This is a genomic window from Nocardia carnea (assembly GCF_029869215.1).
GTDB lineage: Bacteria > Actinomycetota > Actinomycetes > Mycobacteriales > Mycobacteriaceae > Nocardia > Nocardia carnea_B.
The window spans coordinates 15,652-30,696 of sequence record NZ_JARWPM010000252.1 but is presented as its reverse complement, the minus strand read 5'-3'; the positions used below and the strand labels follow the sequence as shown (position 1 = coordinate 30,696).

Below are 15,045 nucleotides of genomic sequence, written 5' to 3'. Positions count from 1 at the left end.
CCAACCCGGCCCCCGTACAATCACCCGACCCTCCCAACACCCTGGCCCCGCCCCCCCCCCGCGGGGTTTATATGGGGGGGGGCGGCACACCTACCCGGCAGGCAGCTTCCCGCTCTGCGTGCTCTGACACCGGTGATCGTGGACACCGCCGTGCTCCCGAAAATCTCCGGGTTCTCCGCATGCCTGCACCTTCTCTTCGACCGAGCCGCGACAACGCTCGGACGACGGCACCGATGAGCCGGTCGACCTCGGCCGACCGGACACGGCGCAGTACCGCCTCGGGCAGCGGCCCGAACTTGACCGTCATCAGGTCGATCAGCATCTCGGTACGGCCGCGGGCCTCGCCACGGGCTTCGATGGCTTCTGCTGTTGTCACGAAAGCCTCCTTGGCCCGGGGGTCGATCTGTTCGGCGACTGCGGCCAGGTCGGCTTCGGTGGTTTCACCCACCTTCAGCAGGTAGTTGAAAACCATTCGGTAAACACCACTCGCCCACTCGTCAACGGACTGCCGCAGCCGGCTGCGTGCACACAACGGCGCCTGACCACCCTGGGTATCGGCCGAGGGGTTTCCTCGGCCGATATCCGCTACAACGCCGCGACGGCGGCGATGAACGAGTCCAGTTCGTCGCGATCGACGAAGCAGTGCGGAGAGGCCCGGACCACCGAATCCAGCCCGCGGGCCGACATATCGAGCAGCGTCGAACTCGCCTGGCTGACCGTTACCGTGATGTCCTTGTCCAGCAGCCGGTCCCGGACCTCCGCCGAGGCCACACCCCCGACGGTAAACGACACGATGCCGCTGTGCTCCACCCCGAGATCGCGCACCGTGACCGCCGGCAGTTCGCCGAGCGCGCCCCGCAGATAGTCGGCGCGCTCGGCGATCGCGGCATAGACCTGATCGGGTCCGAGATCGAGAAGATAGCGCACGGCCGCGCCGAGTCCGAGGCGGGCCGCCACATCGTGTTCCCAGAATTCGAACCGGGTGGCATCCGGGGCCATCCGGTATTCCTCCGGGCCGGTCCAGGTGGCGCTGTGCAGGTCGAGCCGGCCGGGTTCCAGCGTGGCCGCCAGTTCCGGGCGCAGATAGAGGAATCCGGTGCCGCGGGGGCCGCGCAACCATTTCCGGCCGGTGGCCGACAGGGCGTCCACCCCGAGTTCGGCGACGTCGAGGGGCAGTTGCCCGGCGGATTGGCAGGCGTCCAGCAGCACCAGCGCACCACCGGCCCGGCCGATCCGGGCGGCCGCGGCCACCGGATTCACCAGGCCGCCGTTGGTGGGGACATGCTGCAGCGAGACCAGCCGCACCCGCTCGTCCATCATCGCGTCGAGGGCCGCGATATCGATCCGGCCCTGGGGATCGGCGGGGATCTGTTCTACCCGGGCGCCGGTGGCGCGGGCGCGCTGCAGTGCGGCGATGGCATTGCTGGCGTAGTCGGAGCCCGAGATGAGGATCCGGTCGCCCGGTCGTAGCGGAACGGCGTAGAAGAAATCGGACCAGGAGCGGGTGGCGCTGTCGCTGAGGGCGATGGTGTCGGGGGTCGTGTTGAGCAGTTCCGCGATCGCGGCCTTCACCCCGGCCAGATCGTCGAGCCGCTCGTTCGCGGCCCGGTAGCCGCCGATTTCGGCCTCGCGGCGCAGATGTCCGATCACGGTATCGGTGACCACTCGCGGCGGGAGCGAAGATCCCGCACTGTCCAGGAAAACGGCGCCGGATCCGACTCCGGGCGTATCGGCGCGTACACGCTGCTCATCCACCATGCCTCCGACCTTAGTGCCGGATCCGTGACAGCTTCGCGGCGAAAACGTGTCCGTCCCCGTCGCTACTCTGGATTCCACGCGCTCACCGCACCGGTGGCCGCTGTAACACCCGGACCGGCATCGAGCACTGAACACGGGCACGAACCAGTACCCGCGACGAACACGCGAGAGAAGAACCACCGAGAAGCCGCATGGAGGTTGGTATGGCGGTCACCCTCGAACACCCGGAATCGACCAGCGACTCACCCCCACACCCGGCCCTCAGCAGCCGCGCGGCGGCCGAAGCGTATCTCGGCGGCGTCTGCTTCAAACTCGGCCCACCGGCACTCATCGGCGCCGAACTCGAATGGTTCACTGTCTGCCGCCCCGATACCGTGGACCACGAGCCCGCATCCGGCGCGTTCGCCGGCCGCCGCCCCACCGCCGCCCTCCTCGCCCGGGCTCTCGGCCCGCACGCGCCCCATTCCATCGCCCCCGATTCGCCCGCCGCACCGTTGTCCGGCGGCAGCCGGGTCACCGTAGAACCCGGCGGCCAGATCGAACTCTCCAGCATCGCCGTCACCGACCCCGCCGACCTGTACGCCCGCCTGAGCGCCGACTACCGGCGCCTGCGCGAACTTCTCGGCACCCAGTCCATCGCGATGATCTCCGCCGCCGCCGATCCGGCCCGCGCGCCCCGCTGCCAGTTACGCCTACCGCGCTATCAGGCCATGGAGGACTACTTCGGCCGGATCGGCCCGTTCGGCCGGCTCATGATGAGCAATACGGCCGCCGTGCAGGTCAGCCTGGATATCGGTGCCGACCCTGCCGAACTCACCGCCCGCTGGACGGCTTTGCACGCGATCGGTCCCGCCCTGGTGGCCGCCTTCGCCTGCTCCCCCGCTCTGCGCGGCGCCCCGTCCGGCGAGTGGGCCTCGCAGCGTATGCGCACCTGGTTGCATCTGGACCCGGCACGCGCCTGTCCCCCGATCGCCGACTGGCCCGACCCGGTCACCGGTTACGCCCGCTGGGCGCTGGACGCACCACTGCTGTGTGTACGACGCCCCGAATCCGGTCCCGCCCGACCGGCGGTGGCCTGGCAGGCGCCGGCCGGGGCGACCTTCGCCGACTGGCTCGCGGGCGGCTTGGACACCGAGATCGGCCGCCGGCCCGGTATCGACGATCTGCGATACCACCTGACCACGCTGTTCCCCCCGGTCCGCCCTGCCGGCTACTTCGAGGTGCGCTATCTCGACGCCCAACCGGGCGAGGGCTGGAAGGTGCCGCTCGCGGTGCTCCACGCCTTGCTGTCCACCCCGGCCGCTGTCGCCGATGCCACCGCCGCCGCCGCGGACACCGCGGGGCGCTGGCTCGATGCCGCCCGCCACGGTCTCGCCGAGCCACAGCTGAGAGCCGCCGCGGTCGCACTTCTGGAGGCCGCCATAGCCCACAGCTCGACAACCCGTGCGGGACTGCACGAGGCGCTGCGCCGCTGCGCGGCCGGTGAACAGCCGGGGGGCACACCATGACCAGGTCCCATCCGGTTCGCTGCCTTCGCCCGCTCACCCGGCCGGCCCTGCCGGCACCGGCACTCCTGTCCGACCGCGCCGGCGGCCTGAAGGACAGGGATTCGATCCCCCTGAGCTTCGGCGCAGGGCTCAGCAGGAACGGTCCGCGCGTACACCGGAGCGGCGGCGGCCCGTTCCCGCAACCTCCACTGCCCAGCCCCCGCCCGCGCCGACGTGGGGCCATACGACTGTTCCGCGCACCGTGCGCGTCCTGCCCTCTCGTCCGCATTCACCCTCCGGTGACCGGCCTGTCCCCGGCCGGCGGCGGCGGACTTGTCCGTCGTACCGGTGCGGGATCTCTCGATCACCCTGAGCCGACCACCACATCCCTGCCTTCGAGCGGAGTGATTTCGTGACCTTGCAGCACTACACCGACCGATCCGACACCGAGCGGCTGCGCGAACGTATCGCGGCGACGCTGCGGCGGGCCCGGCAGCGCACCGCCGCGCTCACCGACTGTGTGGACGAGGCCGAACTCGTCGCCCAGCATTCCCGGCTGATGAGCCCGCTGGTGTGGGATCTCGCCCATATCGGCAATCAGGAGGAGTTGTGGCTGGTGCGGGATGTCGGCGGGCGGGACCCGGTCCGCGCCGATATCGATGAGCTCTACGACGCGTTCAAACACGCCCGGTCGAATCGTCCGCAACTACCGCTGCTGAATCCGGCCGACGCCCGCGGGTACGTCGGCACCGTGCGAGAGAAGGTCTGGGATGTGCTCGACCGCAGCCCCCTGAGGGGTGGTGAGCTGATCGACGGCGGTTTCGCGTTCGGGATGATCGCCCAGCACGAACAGCAGCACGACGAGACCATGCTGGCCACCCATCAGTTGCGTGTCGGGAACCCCGTGCTGTCCGCGCCCGCGCCACCGGCCGCCACCACCGTGGTGCGTGGCGAGGTGGTGATCCCGGCCGGTGAATTCACGATGGGCACCTCCACCGACCCGTGGGCCTTGGACAACGAACGCCCGGCGCACCCGGTGCACCTGCCCGCCTTCGCGATCGACGCCGCCCCGGTCACCAACGCGCAGTATCTCGAATTCGTCGCCGACGGTGGTTACGACCGGCGCGAACTGTGGTCCGAACGGGGCTGGGCGCATCGGCAGGAGGCGAATCTCAGCGCGCCGCAGTTCTGGGAACAGGACACCGCCGGGCAGTGGTCGCGGCGCGTGTTCGGGGTCCGCCGGCCGTTGCGGCCGCAGCAACCGGTGGTGCATGTGTGCTGGTTCGAAGCGCAGGCCTACGCCAACTGGGCGGGTAAACGCCTGCCCACCGAGGCCGAATGGGAGAAGGCCGCCCGCCACGATCCCGCCACAGGCCGCACCCGCACCTACCCATGGGGCGATACCGAACCCGGTCCCGCCACCGCCAATCTCGGGCAGCGACATCTGGAACCGGCCGATATCGGTGCCTATCCGGAAGGTGCGTCACCGGCGGGAGTGCATCAGCTCATCGGCGATGTCTGGGAATGGACCTCCTCGGGTTTCCATCCCTATCCCGGATTCCGCGCCTTCCCGTACCGCGAGTACTCGGAGGTCTTCTTCGGCGGCGATTACCGGGTTCTGCGAGGAGGTTCGTTCGGCACCGACCCGGTCGCCTGCCGGGGCACCTTCCGCAATTGGGACCATCCGATCCGCCGGCAGATCTTCGCCGGTTTCCGGCTGGCCCGCACCCTCGATCCGCGGGAGGCGTGATGTGCCGGCATCTGGGTTACGTGGGCCCGCCTGCCTCGGTGGGTGAACTGCTGCTGCGCGGGCCGCATTCGCTACGCACCCAATCGTGGGCGCCCCGGGATATGCGCGGCGGCGGCACCATCAACGCCGACGGTTTCGGGGTCGCCTGGTGGGGTCCGGATCCGGCCACGGTGACCGGCTACCGCAACCCCGACCCGATCTGGACCGATCCGGCGGTGGAGGAGGTGCTGCCCCAACTCACCGCGCAGGCGGTGCTCGGCAGTGTCCGCTCGGCCACCGTCGGGATGCCGGTGCAGCGGTCGGCGTGCGCGCCGTTCCGCTGGAAACACTGGGCGTTCAGCCACAACGGGGTCGTTCCGCAGTGGCGGTCGGTACTCACCGCCGTACTGTCGGATCTCGATGTCGCCGCGACCCGCGCCGGGATGACCCGCCGCTACGAAACCAGCCATCTGCTCGAAGCCGAAGCCCTCACCGATTCCGCTGCCCTGTGGGTACTGCTGCGCCGCCTGCTGGATCCGGACACCCCGGCGGGGCTGGCCGAAAACCCGGTGACCGCATTGCGTCTGCTCGTCACGACTGTGCTGCACCACGCCCCCGAAGCCCGGTTGAACCTGTTGATCAGCGACGGTGGCGCGCTGTGGGCGAGCATCTGCTACCACTCGTTGTCCGCACTGGTCACCGACGAATTCGCGATCCTGTCCTCCGAACCGTACGACGACGATCCGAGGTGGCAGCCGCTACCGGATCGCATGCTCGTACATGCCGAACCCGGCCGGTTGAGTGTCGAGCCACTGGAACTCGCCGGGTCCACCGCGACCGAAAGCCTGGGGTCATGAACGAACCCACCGTGGAAGTCCACCTCACCGACGCCGACCTCACCGCGGCGCTGCGCGCGGATGCCCGCCGCGGCCTCACCGACAAACCGAAATGGCTGCCACCCAAATGGTTCTACGACGCCCGCGGTAGTGAACTGTTCGAGCAGATCACCGAACTGCCCGAGTACTACCCCACGCGCACCGAGCGGGCACTACTGGAGAAGGTCGCGGGGGCGATCGCGCGCACCGCGCAGGCGGAGGTGCTGGTGGAACTGGGGTCGGGATCGGCCACCAAGACGCGACTGCTGCTGACTGCCCTTACTTCCGAGGGGCCGTTGAAAACTTATGTGCCACAGGATGTCTCGGAGTCTGCGCTGCGCGCCTCCGCGGCCGAGGTCGCGGTGGAGTTCCCCGGCCTGGCGGTGCACGGTGTGGTCAGTGATTTCACCGATACCCTGGCGACTCTGCCGCGCGGCGGGCGCCGGATGATCGCCTTCCTCGGCGGCACCCTCGGCAATATGGTGCCCGCCGAACGCGCCGAATTCCTCGGCGGTATCCGCGATGTCCTCGAACCCGGGGAACAACTGCTACTCGGCGCAGGCCTGGTCGTGGATCCGGCGATCCTGATCCCCGCGTACGACGACGCCGCCGGTGTCACCGCCGAATTCAACCGGAATGTCCTGCGGGTCCTCAATTCCCGGCTCGACGCGGATTTCGATCCGGCGGCATTCCGTCATATCGCGCACTGGGACACCGAGAACGAATGGATCGAAATGCGCCTGGAGGCCACCGCGGAGATGGATGTCACCGTCGCCGGCCTGAGTTTCACCGCGCACTTCGCCCGCGGGGAACAACTCCGTACCGAGATCTCCGCGAAATTCCGCCCCACCGGTCTGGACACCGAACTCCGCGCCGCCGGTTTCGTCACCGAACACACCTGGACCGACCCCGACGACCGCTTCGCCCTGGTCCTCGCCGCCCGGATCTGACCGGCCCGGTCAGAACAGACCGAGCTTCAGCATAAGGGCTCGGTCCAATTCGGCGAGTTCCTTACCGTCGAGGCTTCCTTTGAAATCTCCGAGGCGCTCCGGCGCGACGGTATAGATCTGATCGGCGAGTATTCGGGTTCTGCTGCCGGCGAGTTCGATTTCGGGCCGGTAGATCGCGGGCCCGGCGCTGGTCGAGGTCAGTGCAACAATGACAGTACTGGACGGGAATCGGTCCGATTGAATGATCACCGCGTACCGACGGCCCTGTTGCTCGTGCCCCCGGGCGCCGGGCATTCCTTTGATTTCGTAAATCGCCCCCCGGAAGATCACGCCACGCCCATGAAGCGCTGAATCGCCAGCATTTCGGCCTGATCGTCCGGGTCTTCGGTGAGGCGTTCCGCATCAGCGGTGGCTTGCTGCAGAACGAGTTCCTTGTACGTGCGCAGCAACGCGTAACGGACCGCTTCGGACCGGGTCCGGTTCGTGCCCGCCGTCAGTTCGGCCAGCGCGGTTTCCATGGCCTCGTCAGTACGTACGTTCAGCGTTCCCATGAACCCAGTGTAACACAAAACGTGTTACACTCGGTGTCCATCCGAATTCGGGAGATCAGTGCAGCTGGTTCTGAGCGGTTTCCAGGCCGACCCGCAGTAGCAGTTCGACCGCGTCGGCGGCCTGTTCGACTACGACCGGCACTTCTTTGCGCTCGGCGGCCGCGAACGGTTTGAGTACGAAATCGGCCGGGTCCTGGCGGCCGGGTGGCCGGCCGATGCCGATCCGGGTGCGCAGGTAGTCCTTGGTGGTCAAGGCACCGGAGATCGAACGCAACCCGTTGTGCCCGCCCTCACCGCCACCGCGTTTCAGGCGGATCGTGCCGAACGGCAGGTCGAGTTCGTCGTGAACGACGATGACCTCGGTGGGCGGCACCGAGAAGAACCGGGCCAGCGCCGATACCGGCCGGCCGGACAGATTCATGAACGACCGCGGTTTCGCGATCAGCACCTGGCGGCCGTCCAGCCGGGCCTGCAGCAGATCGGTTCCCGATTTCTTGTGCACGGTGAACCGGCCGCCGACCCGCTGCGCGAGCGAATCGGCGACCAGAAAACCCACATTGTGCCGGGTACGTTCGTACTCGGGACCCGGATTACCCAGGCCGACGACCAACGCCGGCGCGGTATCGGACATCGCGGCAGGTGACCGGTGGTCTTATTCTTCGGTCTCGCCCTCGGCGGCTTCACCCTCGGCGGGCTCCGGCTCGGCGGTGGCGCGGGCCTCGACGATGTTGACCAGCAGCAGCTCCGGGTCGCCGGTCAGGCTGACACCCTTCGGCAGTTCCACGGAACCGGCGGTGATCTGGGTACCGGCCTCGGCACCCGCGATGGAGACCTCGAGGGATTCGGGGATGTTCAACGCCTCGGCCGAGATGGCGACGGTGGTGGCCTCCTGGGTGACCAGGGTGCCGGGGCCGGCCTCGCCGACCAGAGTGATCGGCACATCGGCGGTGACCTCTTCACCACGCTGCACGATCAGCAGATCGGCGTGCTCGATGTAGCGGTGGATGGGGTGCACCACGACCGACTTGGTCAGCGCGAGCTGCTTCTTGCCCTCGATATCGAGGTTCAGGATCGCGTTGGTGCCGTGCTGGCGCAGGATGGCGGCGAACGACAGCGCATCCAGCGACAGATGCTGCGGATCGGACTGATGCCCGTACAGGACCGCCGGAACGTTGCCCGCGCGGCGGGTGCGGCGCGCGGCACCCTTGCCGAACTCGGTGCGGATCTTCGCTTCGAGAAGGTTGACGTCGGACATGACTGGATAACTCCTACGGCTCTACGCGACTGGTGGGCGGGTGCCAGGGAAATCGCGCCCCTGGTCGGTTGGTCTGCTCGTCAGGCGAAGACCGAACACCAGGCGGCCGGAAGCCGCGCCGCGTCGATCACGGTGCCGCAAGAACTTGCGAACCCTCGCCGAGACAACCCGAATACTGTAACCCAGCGCCCGCAAAACTCCGGAATCGGGTGGTCGCCGACACGTCGACAGCTGGTCAGAACCGTCACGTAGCCTGGACAGGTTCACCCCTGATCGCTCGCCGAAAGGTTTTCTCCGTTGACCGCCTCCACCGAGGGCTCCGCCGCGCCCGCCACGCGCGGGTTGGCCGCCGAGGTGTCGCGGCGCCGCACCTTCGCCGTGATCTCGCACCCCGACGCGGGTAAATCGACGCTCACCGAAGCATTGGCGCTGCACGCTCGCAAGATCTCCGAGGCCGGCGCCATCCACGGCAAGGCGGGCCGTAAATCCACCGTCTCGGACTGGATGGAGATGGAGAAGGCGCGCGGTATCTCGGTGAGCTCCACCGCGCTGCAGTTCAACTACCGGGCCGCCGGGTCCGAGATCGATCATGTGATCAATCTCGTCGACACCCCGGGCCACTCCGATTTCTCCGAGGACACCTACCGGGTGCTGACCGCGGTGGATGCCGCGGTGATGCTGATCGACGCGGCGAAGGGTCTCGAACCGCAGACGCTGAAACTGTTCCAGGTGTGCCGCCATCGCGGGATTCCGGTGATCACCGTGATCAACAAATGGGACCGGCCGGGCCGTGCCCCGCTGGAACTGCTCGACGAAATCGACGAGCGGATCGGTCTCACCCCCACGCCGCTGTTCCTGCCGGTCGGCATCGCGGGCGATTTCCGCGGCCTGCTGCGTCGGGGGCCCGACGGCGCGGCCGCCGAGTACATCCATTTCACCCGCACAGCCGGCGGTGCCACCATCGCCCCGGAGGAGTCGCTGACACCCGACGCCGCGGAGGCGCGGGAGGGCGCGGCGTGGACCACCGCGGCGGAGGAGAGCGAACTGCTTTCGGCCACCGGCCAGGACCACGACCAGGAGCTTTTCCTGGCCGGGCAGACCTCCCCGGTGATCTACGCCTCGGCCATGCTGAACTTCGGCGTCCGGCAGCTGCTGGAGACCCTGGTGGCGCTGGCGCCGGCCCCGAGTTCGCGGGCCGATATCGGCGGTCACGCGCGGGAACCGCAGGACCCGTTCAGCGCGGTGGTGTTCAAGGTGCAGGCGGGGATGGATACCGCCCACCGCGACCGGCTCGCGTTCATGCGCATCGTCTCGGGTGAGTTCGAACGCGGCATGGTGGTGACCCATGCGCAGACGGGGCGGCCGTTCGCGACCAAATACGCGCTGACCGTCTTCGGCCGGGAACGCGCGACCGTCGATACCGCCTATCCGGGAGATGTGGTCGGCCTGGTCAACGCGACCGCCCTCGCCCCGGGGCACACCCTGTTCGTCGACAAGAAGGTCGAATTCCCGCCCATCCCCTCGTTCGCGCCCGAACATTTCGCCGCGCTGCGCGCGCAGAGCGCCGGCAAGTACAAGCAGTTCCGCAAGGCGATCGATCAGCTCGATTCGGAGGGCGTGGTGCAGGTGCTGCGCAACGATGCCCGCGGTGACGCTTCCCCGGTACTGGCCGCGGTGGGTCCCATGCAGTTCGAGGTGGTGACAGCCCGGATGCAGGGCGAGTTCGGGGTGGAGACCCACCTCGACCACCTCGCCTACACTCTCGCCCGCCGTACCGACGCCGCCTCGGCGCCCGAACTGGACCGCCAGCGTGGGGTGGAGGTCTTCACCCGCAGCGACGGTGCGATCCTGGCGCTGTTCAGCGATAAGTGGCGGTTGCAGTATATCCAGAAGGAGATGCCGGAACTCACCCTGGAACCGCTGGTGGCCGCCGCCGACTGAGGCCGCTCAGCCCGCGGCGCGTTCCTCGGGCGGCGGATACTCCTGGTCCGGGCCACCGAGAAATTCTTCGGGCGTCTCGTCGTGGGTCGCGGTCTCGCGCGGATCCCGCTCGACGGATTCGACCCCGCTCGCCTGCTGGATCAGTCCCCACCGGTTCGCGGTCAACCGCAGGCTGGGCAGATCACTGAGCGAGAGCACCACCTCGTAGGTGCGTTCGTAGCCGGTATGCGCGATCCGCCAGCGGCCGTCGTCGCAACGCACGTACTCGTCGCTGTAGAAGGCGGCACCGCGCAGCAGCATATTGTTCTCCGGGATCAGCACGGTATCGGAGAGGTACCAGATACCGCTGGCCCGGTCGCCGTGCACATCGACCTCGGGATGATCGACGCGATGTTCGGTGATCACATGCGGGCCCAGCGTGTTCCGCATAAAGGTCAGGAACGCTTCCCGGGATTCGAATTGCAGGTATTCGCTGTAGGTGGCCGTGGCCTCCGGGATCATCGTCGCCGCGAAGTCTTCCCAGAGCTTGGTGTCCAGGGCCCGCACGTAGCGGAATTTGAGGCGATGGATCTCCAGGACGTCCTCGGACGTCAGCGGAGCCGCCGCACGCGGCGGGTTCGGTTGTGCCGGTCCCATGGTCAGTGGTACATCCATTTCGGGTTCGAGCCGCGGCGGAAGCGGTACGTCCAGCCCGGCACCCAGTGCCGCGGCGAGCGCGGCACCCGAGAAGGCCATGGTCTCACTGCTCTGACCCGGCCGCCGCGGAAATCCACCCGGGACGGGCCCGGGATCGTTACGCTCCTCGCCCTGGTCCATAACTCCACCATCCCACCTGAAATGGACAAATTGGGAGGATATTCAGATCTGCATCGGATTGCTATCCTGCGTCGGCGCTATTACGGCGTACGGATCCGGCCGGGTCAGCCCGGGATTCCGCCCGTTCGCCGACCACCGGCAGGGCCGGTGACCAGGGCCGATATCAGGGTCGTTCGCCGTTGCCGATGGTGAAGCAGGTGCGGCAGAAATCCTCGCCGAACTCGGTCAGGCGCAGGCTTTTGCGCACGATTTTCGGTGCGCGGCCCGCCTTTTTCAAAGCGTCCTCCACGATCGGCTGGACCTCGAGCACCATATAGCGGCTCAGCACTACAGGATCGTCGGAACTATGGGTCAATCCCAGCCGGCTCAGGTTGATCAGATAGGAGCGGGCGCGGTCGATATAGCGGACACCGGCCTGCTCCGGCACCGAGGTCAGACCACCCGCGATCAGCTCGGAGCCGATCCCCAGCGGCCGGTTGGTGCGCACATCGACCATCGGCTGCGGCCCGTTGAGGGCCATATAGCGCAGGATGCGGGCCTCGTCGGGGGCGAGTTCGTCGAGGATGCGGTCGTAGGCGGGGTGCACTTCCTCGGTGAAGTAGACATCGGCCGAGCGGGCCAGCAGTGCGTCCCCGCGTTTACGCAGTTCCGCGACGGTGGCCGAGCGCATATACGAGCCCACCGCCACCGTCTGCTGCCCGGAGGTCTGGCCGGTGGGGACGTAGCTGACGATCTCACGCACCGACCCCTCGGTGACTCCCAGCGCGCTGCGCGCGATGGACCGCAACGCGTTCCCGGTCCGCTCGGCGATCTCGGCCGAGGACTCCCCGTCCAGGGCGGCCTGGGTGATCTCCCGGGTGACCTCGTAGGAGGTGTTCACCGCCCACTGCCCGCCGCGTACCACACTGCCCGCCGCCAGCCCGGCCGCCCGGAACACCCCGCGGATGAGCCTGGCCTCGTTGCTGATCTGGCGCTGCTCGGCATCGGCACTGCGTTCGACACTCGACGGCGGCCGGCGCACAACGCTCGCGGGGCCGGGCGGGGTATTCGGCGCGCCGTTCCGGCCGGCGCTCGACGGGGGGCTCCACTGCACGGGCCGGGAACCGGTCCGGGGGTACTCCTGTCCGGTCCTGTCGTTTGCCACGTTCTACTCCGATATCGCCAGATGAACGAATCCCGCTCATCGATTATTGCCCATCGACGGTGCCGACCCGGCGCCGGACCATGGATCCGGCGCACGTCTGAGACACTAATGTGTCGCGTCCGGTCGTGCTGCCGGTGGATGTCTGCCGGCGCGCGGTGGAAGCGCGGTCGTGGTGCTAATTTGAGGTCCCGGTGGGGCGGCGATCACCGGGAGCAGGAGGGTGTGTCGTGTTGGAGAGTGTGTTCGGGGTGCACCCGACGATCCTCCTGGAATTAGTGACCATTCCGCTGTTCACCGGCGTCATCGGTTACATCACCAACTGGACCGGCGTGCTGATGCTGTTCCGGCCGATCGCTTTTCACGGTATCCGGATACCCGGCTTGCGCTATCTGTACCCGTATCTGCCGAAGCGGATCCAGATCCTGCCGCTGCTGAGCTACGACGGCCGCTTCGGCTGGCAGGGAATCGTGCCCTCGCGGGCGGACAAAATGGCCAGTATCGCGGTGGATAAAGGGCTTTCGAAGCTCGGCAGTGTCGCCGATTTCTATCGGGAACTGGAACCGGACGCGCTGGCCGAACATCTCGCGCTCACCGCCGAGACCCAGATCCGCGATATCGTCGAGAACATCCTGCGCCGCGACCATCCCCAGCTCTGGTACAACCTGCCGGTCCAGGTCCGCGAGGCGGTCCACGAGCGGGTGCGCCGGCAACTGCCGGATATCCTGCGCGAACTCACCGAGGAGCTGGGCGCCAATATCGACCAGTTGCTCGATGTGAAGCAGATGGTCATCCGCTATTTCCAGGCCCGGCCCCAGCTGCTCAATCAGTTGTTCCAGGTGCTGGGCGCCAAGGAATTGCGGTTCATGCAGAATTTCGGGCTCTATTTCGGCGCCCCGATGGGTGTGGTGCTGGTCGCGATCCTGCATGTGACCAATTGGCCGACGCTGGCCGTACTGCCGGTCGGCGGGGTGATCATCGGCTGGGTGGTGAACTGGGTGGGCCTGAATATGATCTTCGCGCCCGCGGAGCCGAAATGGTGGTGCCCGTGGCGGCAGGGCCTGCTGATCAAACGGCAGAACGAAATCACCGACGGATACGCCGAACTCGTCTCCACCCAGGTGATGACGGTCGCCAATATCGGCGACGAACTGCTCAACGGGCCCAAATCCGATCGCACCCTGCAGATGCTCGAGGACACTCTGCGCCCGGCCGCCGACCGGGCCCTCGGCCCGGCTCGCGGCGCGGTGAAACTGGTCCTCGGCAGCCGCGAGTACCAGGCACTGACCCAGACCTTCACGTCCGAGGCGATGGCCATCGCACCGCTGGCGTTCGCCGACGCCGACTTCAACGAGCGGCAGGGCAAACAGATCGGCGCCTATATCGCCAAGCAGATGTCGGAGCTGTCGCCGAACGATTTCGTCGATATGCTGCGCGCCGCCATCAAACAGGACGAATGGTTGCTGTTCGTGCACGGCGGTGTTCTCGGGCTGTTCGCGGGATACGCGCATATCCTGGTGTTCGGAACGGGGGTAGCGACCACATGGCTGTGAACGAGAAACCACGCGACACCAGCGACCGGATCGGCGAGACAGGCCGGCCCGGCGAGACAGGCCGGCCGGAGACGGGAAGCCCCGGCAAGGCCCGCAGACCGATCGGGCCCGTCGTGGCGGTACGCGCCGCGAGCGGGATCGCGCGGGTGGCGGCGTCGGTGGTCTCGGGGACCGCACGCTGGGGTGTGCACACCGCGATGGACGTCACCGAGACGGTGGTCCGCGGGAGTATGGCCGGAGATCCCCCGGCCGAGGTCCGGTCGGAGGCGATCGGCCAGGTACGGGAGGCGCTACGGCTGGCGCTCGGGGTCACGGCCGCGGAACCGGCCGGCACCGCCTCCCCCACCGAGCGTTCGCTGCGGGAACAGGGCGCGGCGCTGCTGCGGCTGGCGGCCAGCACCCGGGTACCGGACGAAGGGCACCCGGCCTACGCGCGGATCCTCGCCGACCTCACCTCCGACGACGCCCGCATCCTGCGCCTGCTCCGCCTCGAGGGCCCGCAGCCGACCGTGACGGTACGCGGTGGCCGATTGTCGCGACGCGCCCGCCGGGCCGGCGAAACCCGGTCCGGCGCGGACGACCTGGGAGTCAGCATGATCGGCGAGCACGCCGGCCTGCGGCATCCGGAACGGGTCCAGCGCTATCTGACCAATCTGTGCCGCGTGGGCTTGATCGAACTACTGCACGAACCGGTGGGCACCCCGGAGCGCTATCAGCTCCTGGAAGCCCAGCCGGCAGTGGCCGAGCTGTTGAAACAGGCCGGTGGTCGCGGCAAACTCCGGCATCGCGGGATCGCCCTCACGGCCTTCGGGACAGAATTCGTGCAGGCCAGCCTCCCCATCGCAGGCGAAGACGGCCCCGACACCGCAGCCCGCTGAGCACGGGCGCCGCCGCGACGCGGCGTTCGATACCCACCAGGCCTGCCGCTACGCGAGCTGGGAACGTTCCTGTCCGGAACCGCCCGTGGCCTGCGCCGAGGTCGCCGCGCG

15 protein-coding genes are annotated in these 15,045 nt (G+C 68.0%); 7 read left to right on the top strand and 8 right to left on the bottom strand.

The window, feature by feature from the left end:
- Positions 1 to 67 precede the first annotated feature (67 nt).
- Positions 68 to 472, bottom strand: coding sequence for a hypothetical protein (locus QH276_RS17755; protein ID WP_280406816.1), 405 nt, complete (start codon positions 470 to 472; stop codon positions 68 to 70).
- Between the two features lie 113 nt (positions 473 to 585).
- The gene (locus tag QH276_RS17750; protein WP_280406815.1) at positions 586 to 1,758 is read right to left on the bottom strand and encodes an aminotransferase class V-fold PLP-dependent enzyme; all 1,173 of its coding nucleotides are present in this window, start codon (positions 1,756 to 1,758) and stop codon (positions 586 to 588) included.
- Positions 1,759 to 1,961: 203 nt separating this feature from the next.
- On the opposite strand from QH276_RS17750, the gene egtA reads away from it, so the two are divergent.
- The 4 genes from egtA to egtD all read left to right on the top strand — a co-directional run bounded on the left by egtA (position 1,962) and on the right by egtD (position 6,799).
- The gene (egtA, locus tag QH276_RS17745; RefSeq protein WP_280401657.1) at positions 1,962 to 3,266 is read left to right on the top strand and encodes an ergothioneine biosynthesis glutamate--cysteine ligase EgtA; all 1,305 of its coding nucleotides are present in this window, start codon (positions 1,962 to 1,964) and stop codon (positions 3,264 to 3,266) included.
- 397 nt (positions 3,267 to 3,663) lie between these two features.
- A complete protein-coding gene (gene egtB, locus QH276_RS17740; protein ID WP_432278724.1) occupies positions 3,664 to 4,995 on the top strand; it encodes an ergothioneine biosynthesis protein EgtB in 1,332 nt (443 codons plus the stop codon).
- Entirely contained in the window at positions 4,995 to 5,831 is an 837-nt protein-coding gene (gene egtC / locus QH276_RS17735) for an ergothioneine biosynthesis protein EgtC (RefSeq protein WP_280401659.1), read from the top strand. The genes egtB and egtC overlap by 1 nt, the downstream gene beginning before the upstream one ends.
- Positions 5,828 to 6,799, top strand: coding sequence for an L-histidine N(alpha)-methyltransferase (gene egtD, locus QH276_RS17730; protein ID WP_280401660.1), 972 nt, complete (start codon positions 5,828 to 5,830; stop codon positions 6,797 to 6,799). The genes egtC and egtD overlap by 4 nt, the downstream gene beginning before the upstream one ends.
- 9 nt (positions 6,800 to 6,808) lie before the next feature.
- Here the strand turns inward: egtD and QH276_RS17725 are convergent, their stop codons facing one another.
- The 4 genes from QH276_RS17725 to QH276_RS17710 are packed head-to-tail and all read right to left on the bottom strand — an operon-like array spanning position 6,809 to position 8,605.
- Positions 6,809 to 7,129: a type II toxin-antitoxin system PemK/MazF family toxin gene (locus tag QH276_RS17725; protein ID WP_280401661.1), complete on the bottom strand. Its 321-nt coding sequence runs from the start codon at positions 7,127 to 7,129 to the stop codon at positions 6,809 to 6,811.
- A complete protein-coding gene (locus QH276_RS17720) occupies positions 7,126 to 7,350 on the bottom strand; it encodes a hypothetical protein (protein WP_280401662.1) in 225 nt (74 codons plus the stop codon). Before QH276_RS17720 ends, QH276_RS17725 begins: the two co-directional genes overlap by 4 nt.
- 55 nt (positions 7,351 to 7,405) lie before the next feature.
- Entirely contained in the window at positions 7,406 to 7,981 is a 576-nt protein-coding gene (gene pth, locus QH276_RS17715) for an aminoacyl-tRNA hydrolase (RefSeq protein ID WP_280401663.1), read from the bottom strand.
- Between the two features lie 21 nt (positions 7,982 to 8,002).
- A complete protein-coding gene (locus tag QH276_RS17710) occupies positions 8,003 to 8,605 on the bottom strand; it encodes a 50S ribosomal protein L25/general stress protein Ctc (protein WP_280401664.1) in 603 nt (200 codons plus the stop codon).
- Positions 8,606 to 8,902: 297 nt separating this feature from the next.
- Here QH276_RS17710 and QH276_RS17705 point away from each other — a divergent pair, with 297 nt between their 5' ends.
- A complete protein-coding gene (locus tag QH276_RS17705; protein ID WP_280401665.1) occupies positions 8,903 to 10,546 on the top strand; it encodes a peptide chain release factor 3 in 1,644 nt (547 codons plus the stop codon).
- A gap of 6 nt (positions 10,547 to 10,552) precedes the next feature.
- Here QH276_RS17705 and QH276_RS17700 read toward each other — a convergent pair whose 3' ends face one another.
- Both QH276_RS17700 and QH276_RS17695 read right to left on the bottom strand, forming a co-directional pair.
- The gene (locus tag QH276_RS17700; protein ID WP_432278725.1) at positions 10,553 to 11,182 is read right to left on the bottom strand and encodes a nuclear transport factor 2 family protein; all 630 of its coding nucleotides are present in this window, start codon (positions 11,180 to 11,182) and stop codon (positions 10,553 to 10,555) included.
- Positions 11,183 to 11,525: 343 nt separating this feature from the next.
- On the bottom strand, positions 11,526 to 12,506 hold the full coding sequence (locus tag QH276_RS17695) for an Abi-alpha family protein (RefSeq protein ID WP_280401666.1): 981 nt from the start codon (positions 12,504 to 12,506) through the stop codon (positions 11,526 to 11,528).
- Positions 12,507 to 12,733: 227 nt separating this feature from the next.
- Between QH276_RS17695 and QH276_RS17690 the strand changes: the two genes are divergently transcribed.
- Both QH276_RS17690 and QH276_RS17685 read left to right on the top strand, forming a co-directional pair.
- Positions 12,734 to 14,056 (top strand): hypothetical protein, encoded by a 1,323-nt coding sequence (locus QH276_RS17690; RefSeq protein ID WP_280401667.1) that lies wholly within the window; start codon positions 12,734 to 12,736, stop codon positions 14,054 to 14,056.
- The gene (locus QH276_RS17685) at positions 14,047 to 14,934 is read left to right on the top strand and encodes an Abi-alpha family protein (protein ID WP_432278723.1); all 888 of its coding nucleotides are present in this window, start codon (positions 14,047 to 14,049) and stop codon (positions 14,932 to 14,934) included. The genes QH276_RS17690 and QH276_RS17685 overlap by 10 nt, the downstream gene beginning before the upstream one ends.
- Positions 14,935 to 15,045 lie beyond the last annotated feature (111 nt).

What these genes read in the sequence shown, in the direction of transcription:
- QH276_RS17755 (WP_280406816.1), bottom strand. Translation starts at nt 472, where the DNA reads ATGGTTTTCAACTACCTGCTGAAGGTGGGTGAAACCACCGAAGCCGAC.
- QH276_RS17750 (WP_280406815.1), bottom strand. Translation starts at nt 1,758, where the DNA reads ATGGTGGATGAGCAGCGTGTACGCGCCGATACGCCCGGAGTCGGATCC.
- egtA (WP_280401657.1), top strand. Translation starts at nt 1,962, where the DNA reads ATGGCGGTCACCCTCGAACACCCGGAATCGACCAGCGACTCACCCCCA.
- egtC (WP_280401659.1), top strand. Translation starts at nt 4,995, where the DNA reads ATGTGCCGGCATCTGGGTTACGTGGGCCCGCCTGCCTCGGTGGGTGAA.
- egtD (WP_280401660.1), top strand. Translation starts at nt 5,828, where the DNA reads ATGAACGAACCCACCGTGGAAGTCCACCTCACCGACGCCGACCTCACC.
- QH276_RS17720 (WP_280401662.1), bottom strand. Translation starts at nt 7,350, where the DNA reads ATGGGAACGCTGAACGTACGTACTGACGAGGCCATGGAAACCGCGCTG.
- pth (WP_280401663.1), bottom strand. Translation starts at nt 7,981, where the DNA reads ATGTCCGATACCGCGCCGGCGTTGGTCGTCGGCCTGGGTAATCCGGGT.
- QH276_RS17710 (WP_280401664.1), bottom strand. Translation starts at nt 8,605, where the DNA reads ATGTCCGACGTCAACCTTCTCGAAGCGAAGATCCGCACCGAGTTCGGC.
- QH276_RS17700 (WP_432278725.1), bottom strand. Translation starts at nt 11,182, where the DNA reads ATGGGACCGGCACAACCGAACCCGCCGCGTGCGGCGGCTCCGCTGACG.
- QH276_RS17685 (WP_432278723.1), top strand. Translation starts at nt 14,047, where the DNA reads ATGGCTGTGAACGAGAAACCACGCGACACCAGCGACCGGATCGGCGAG.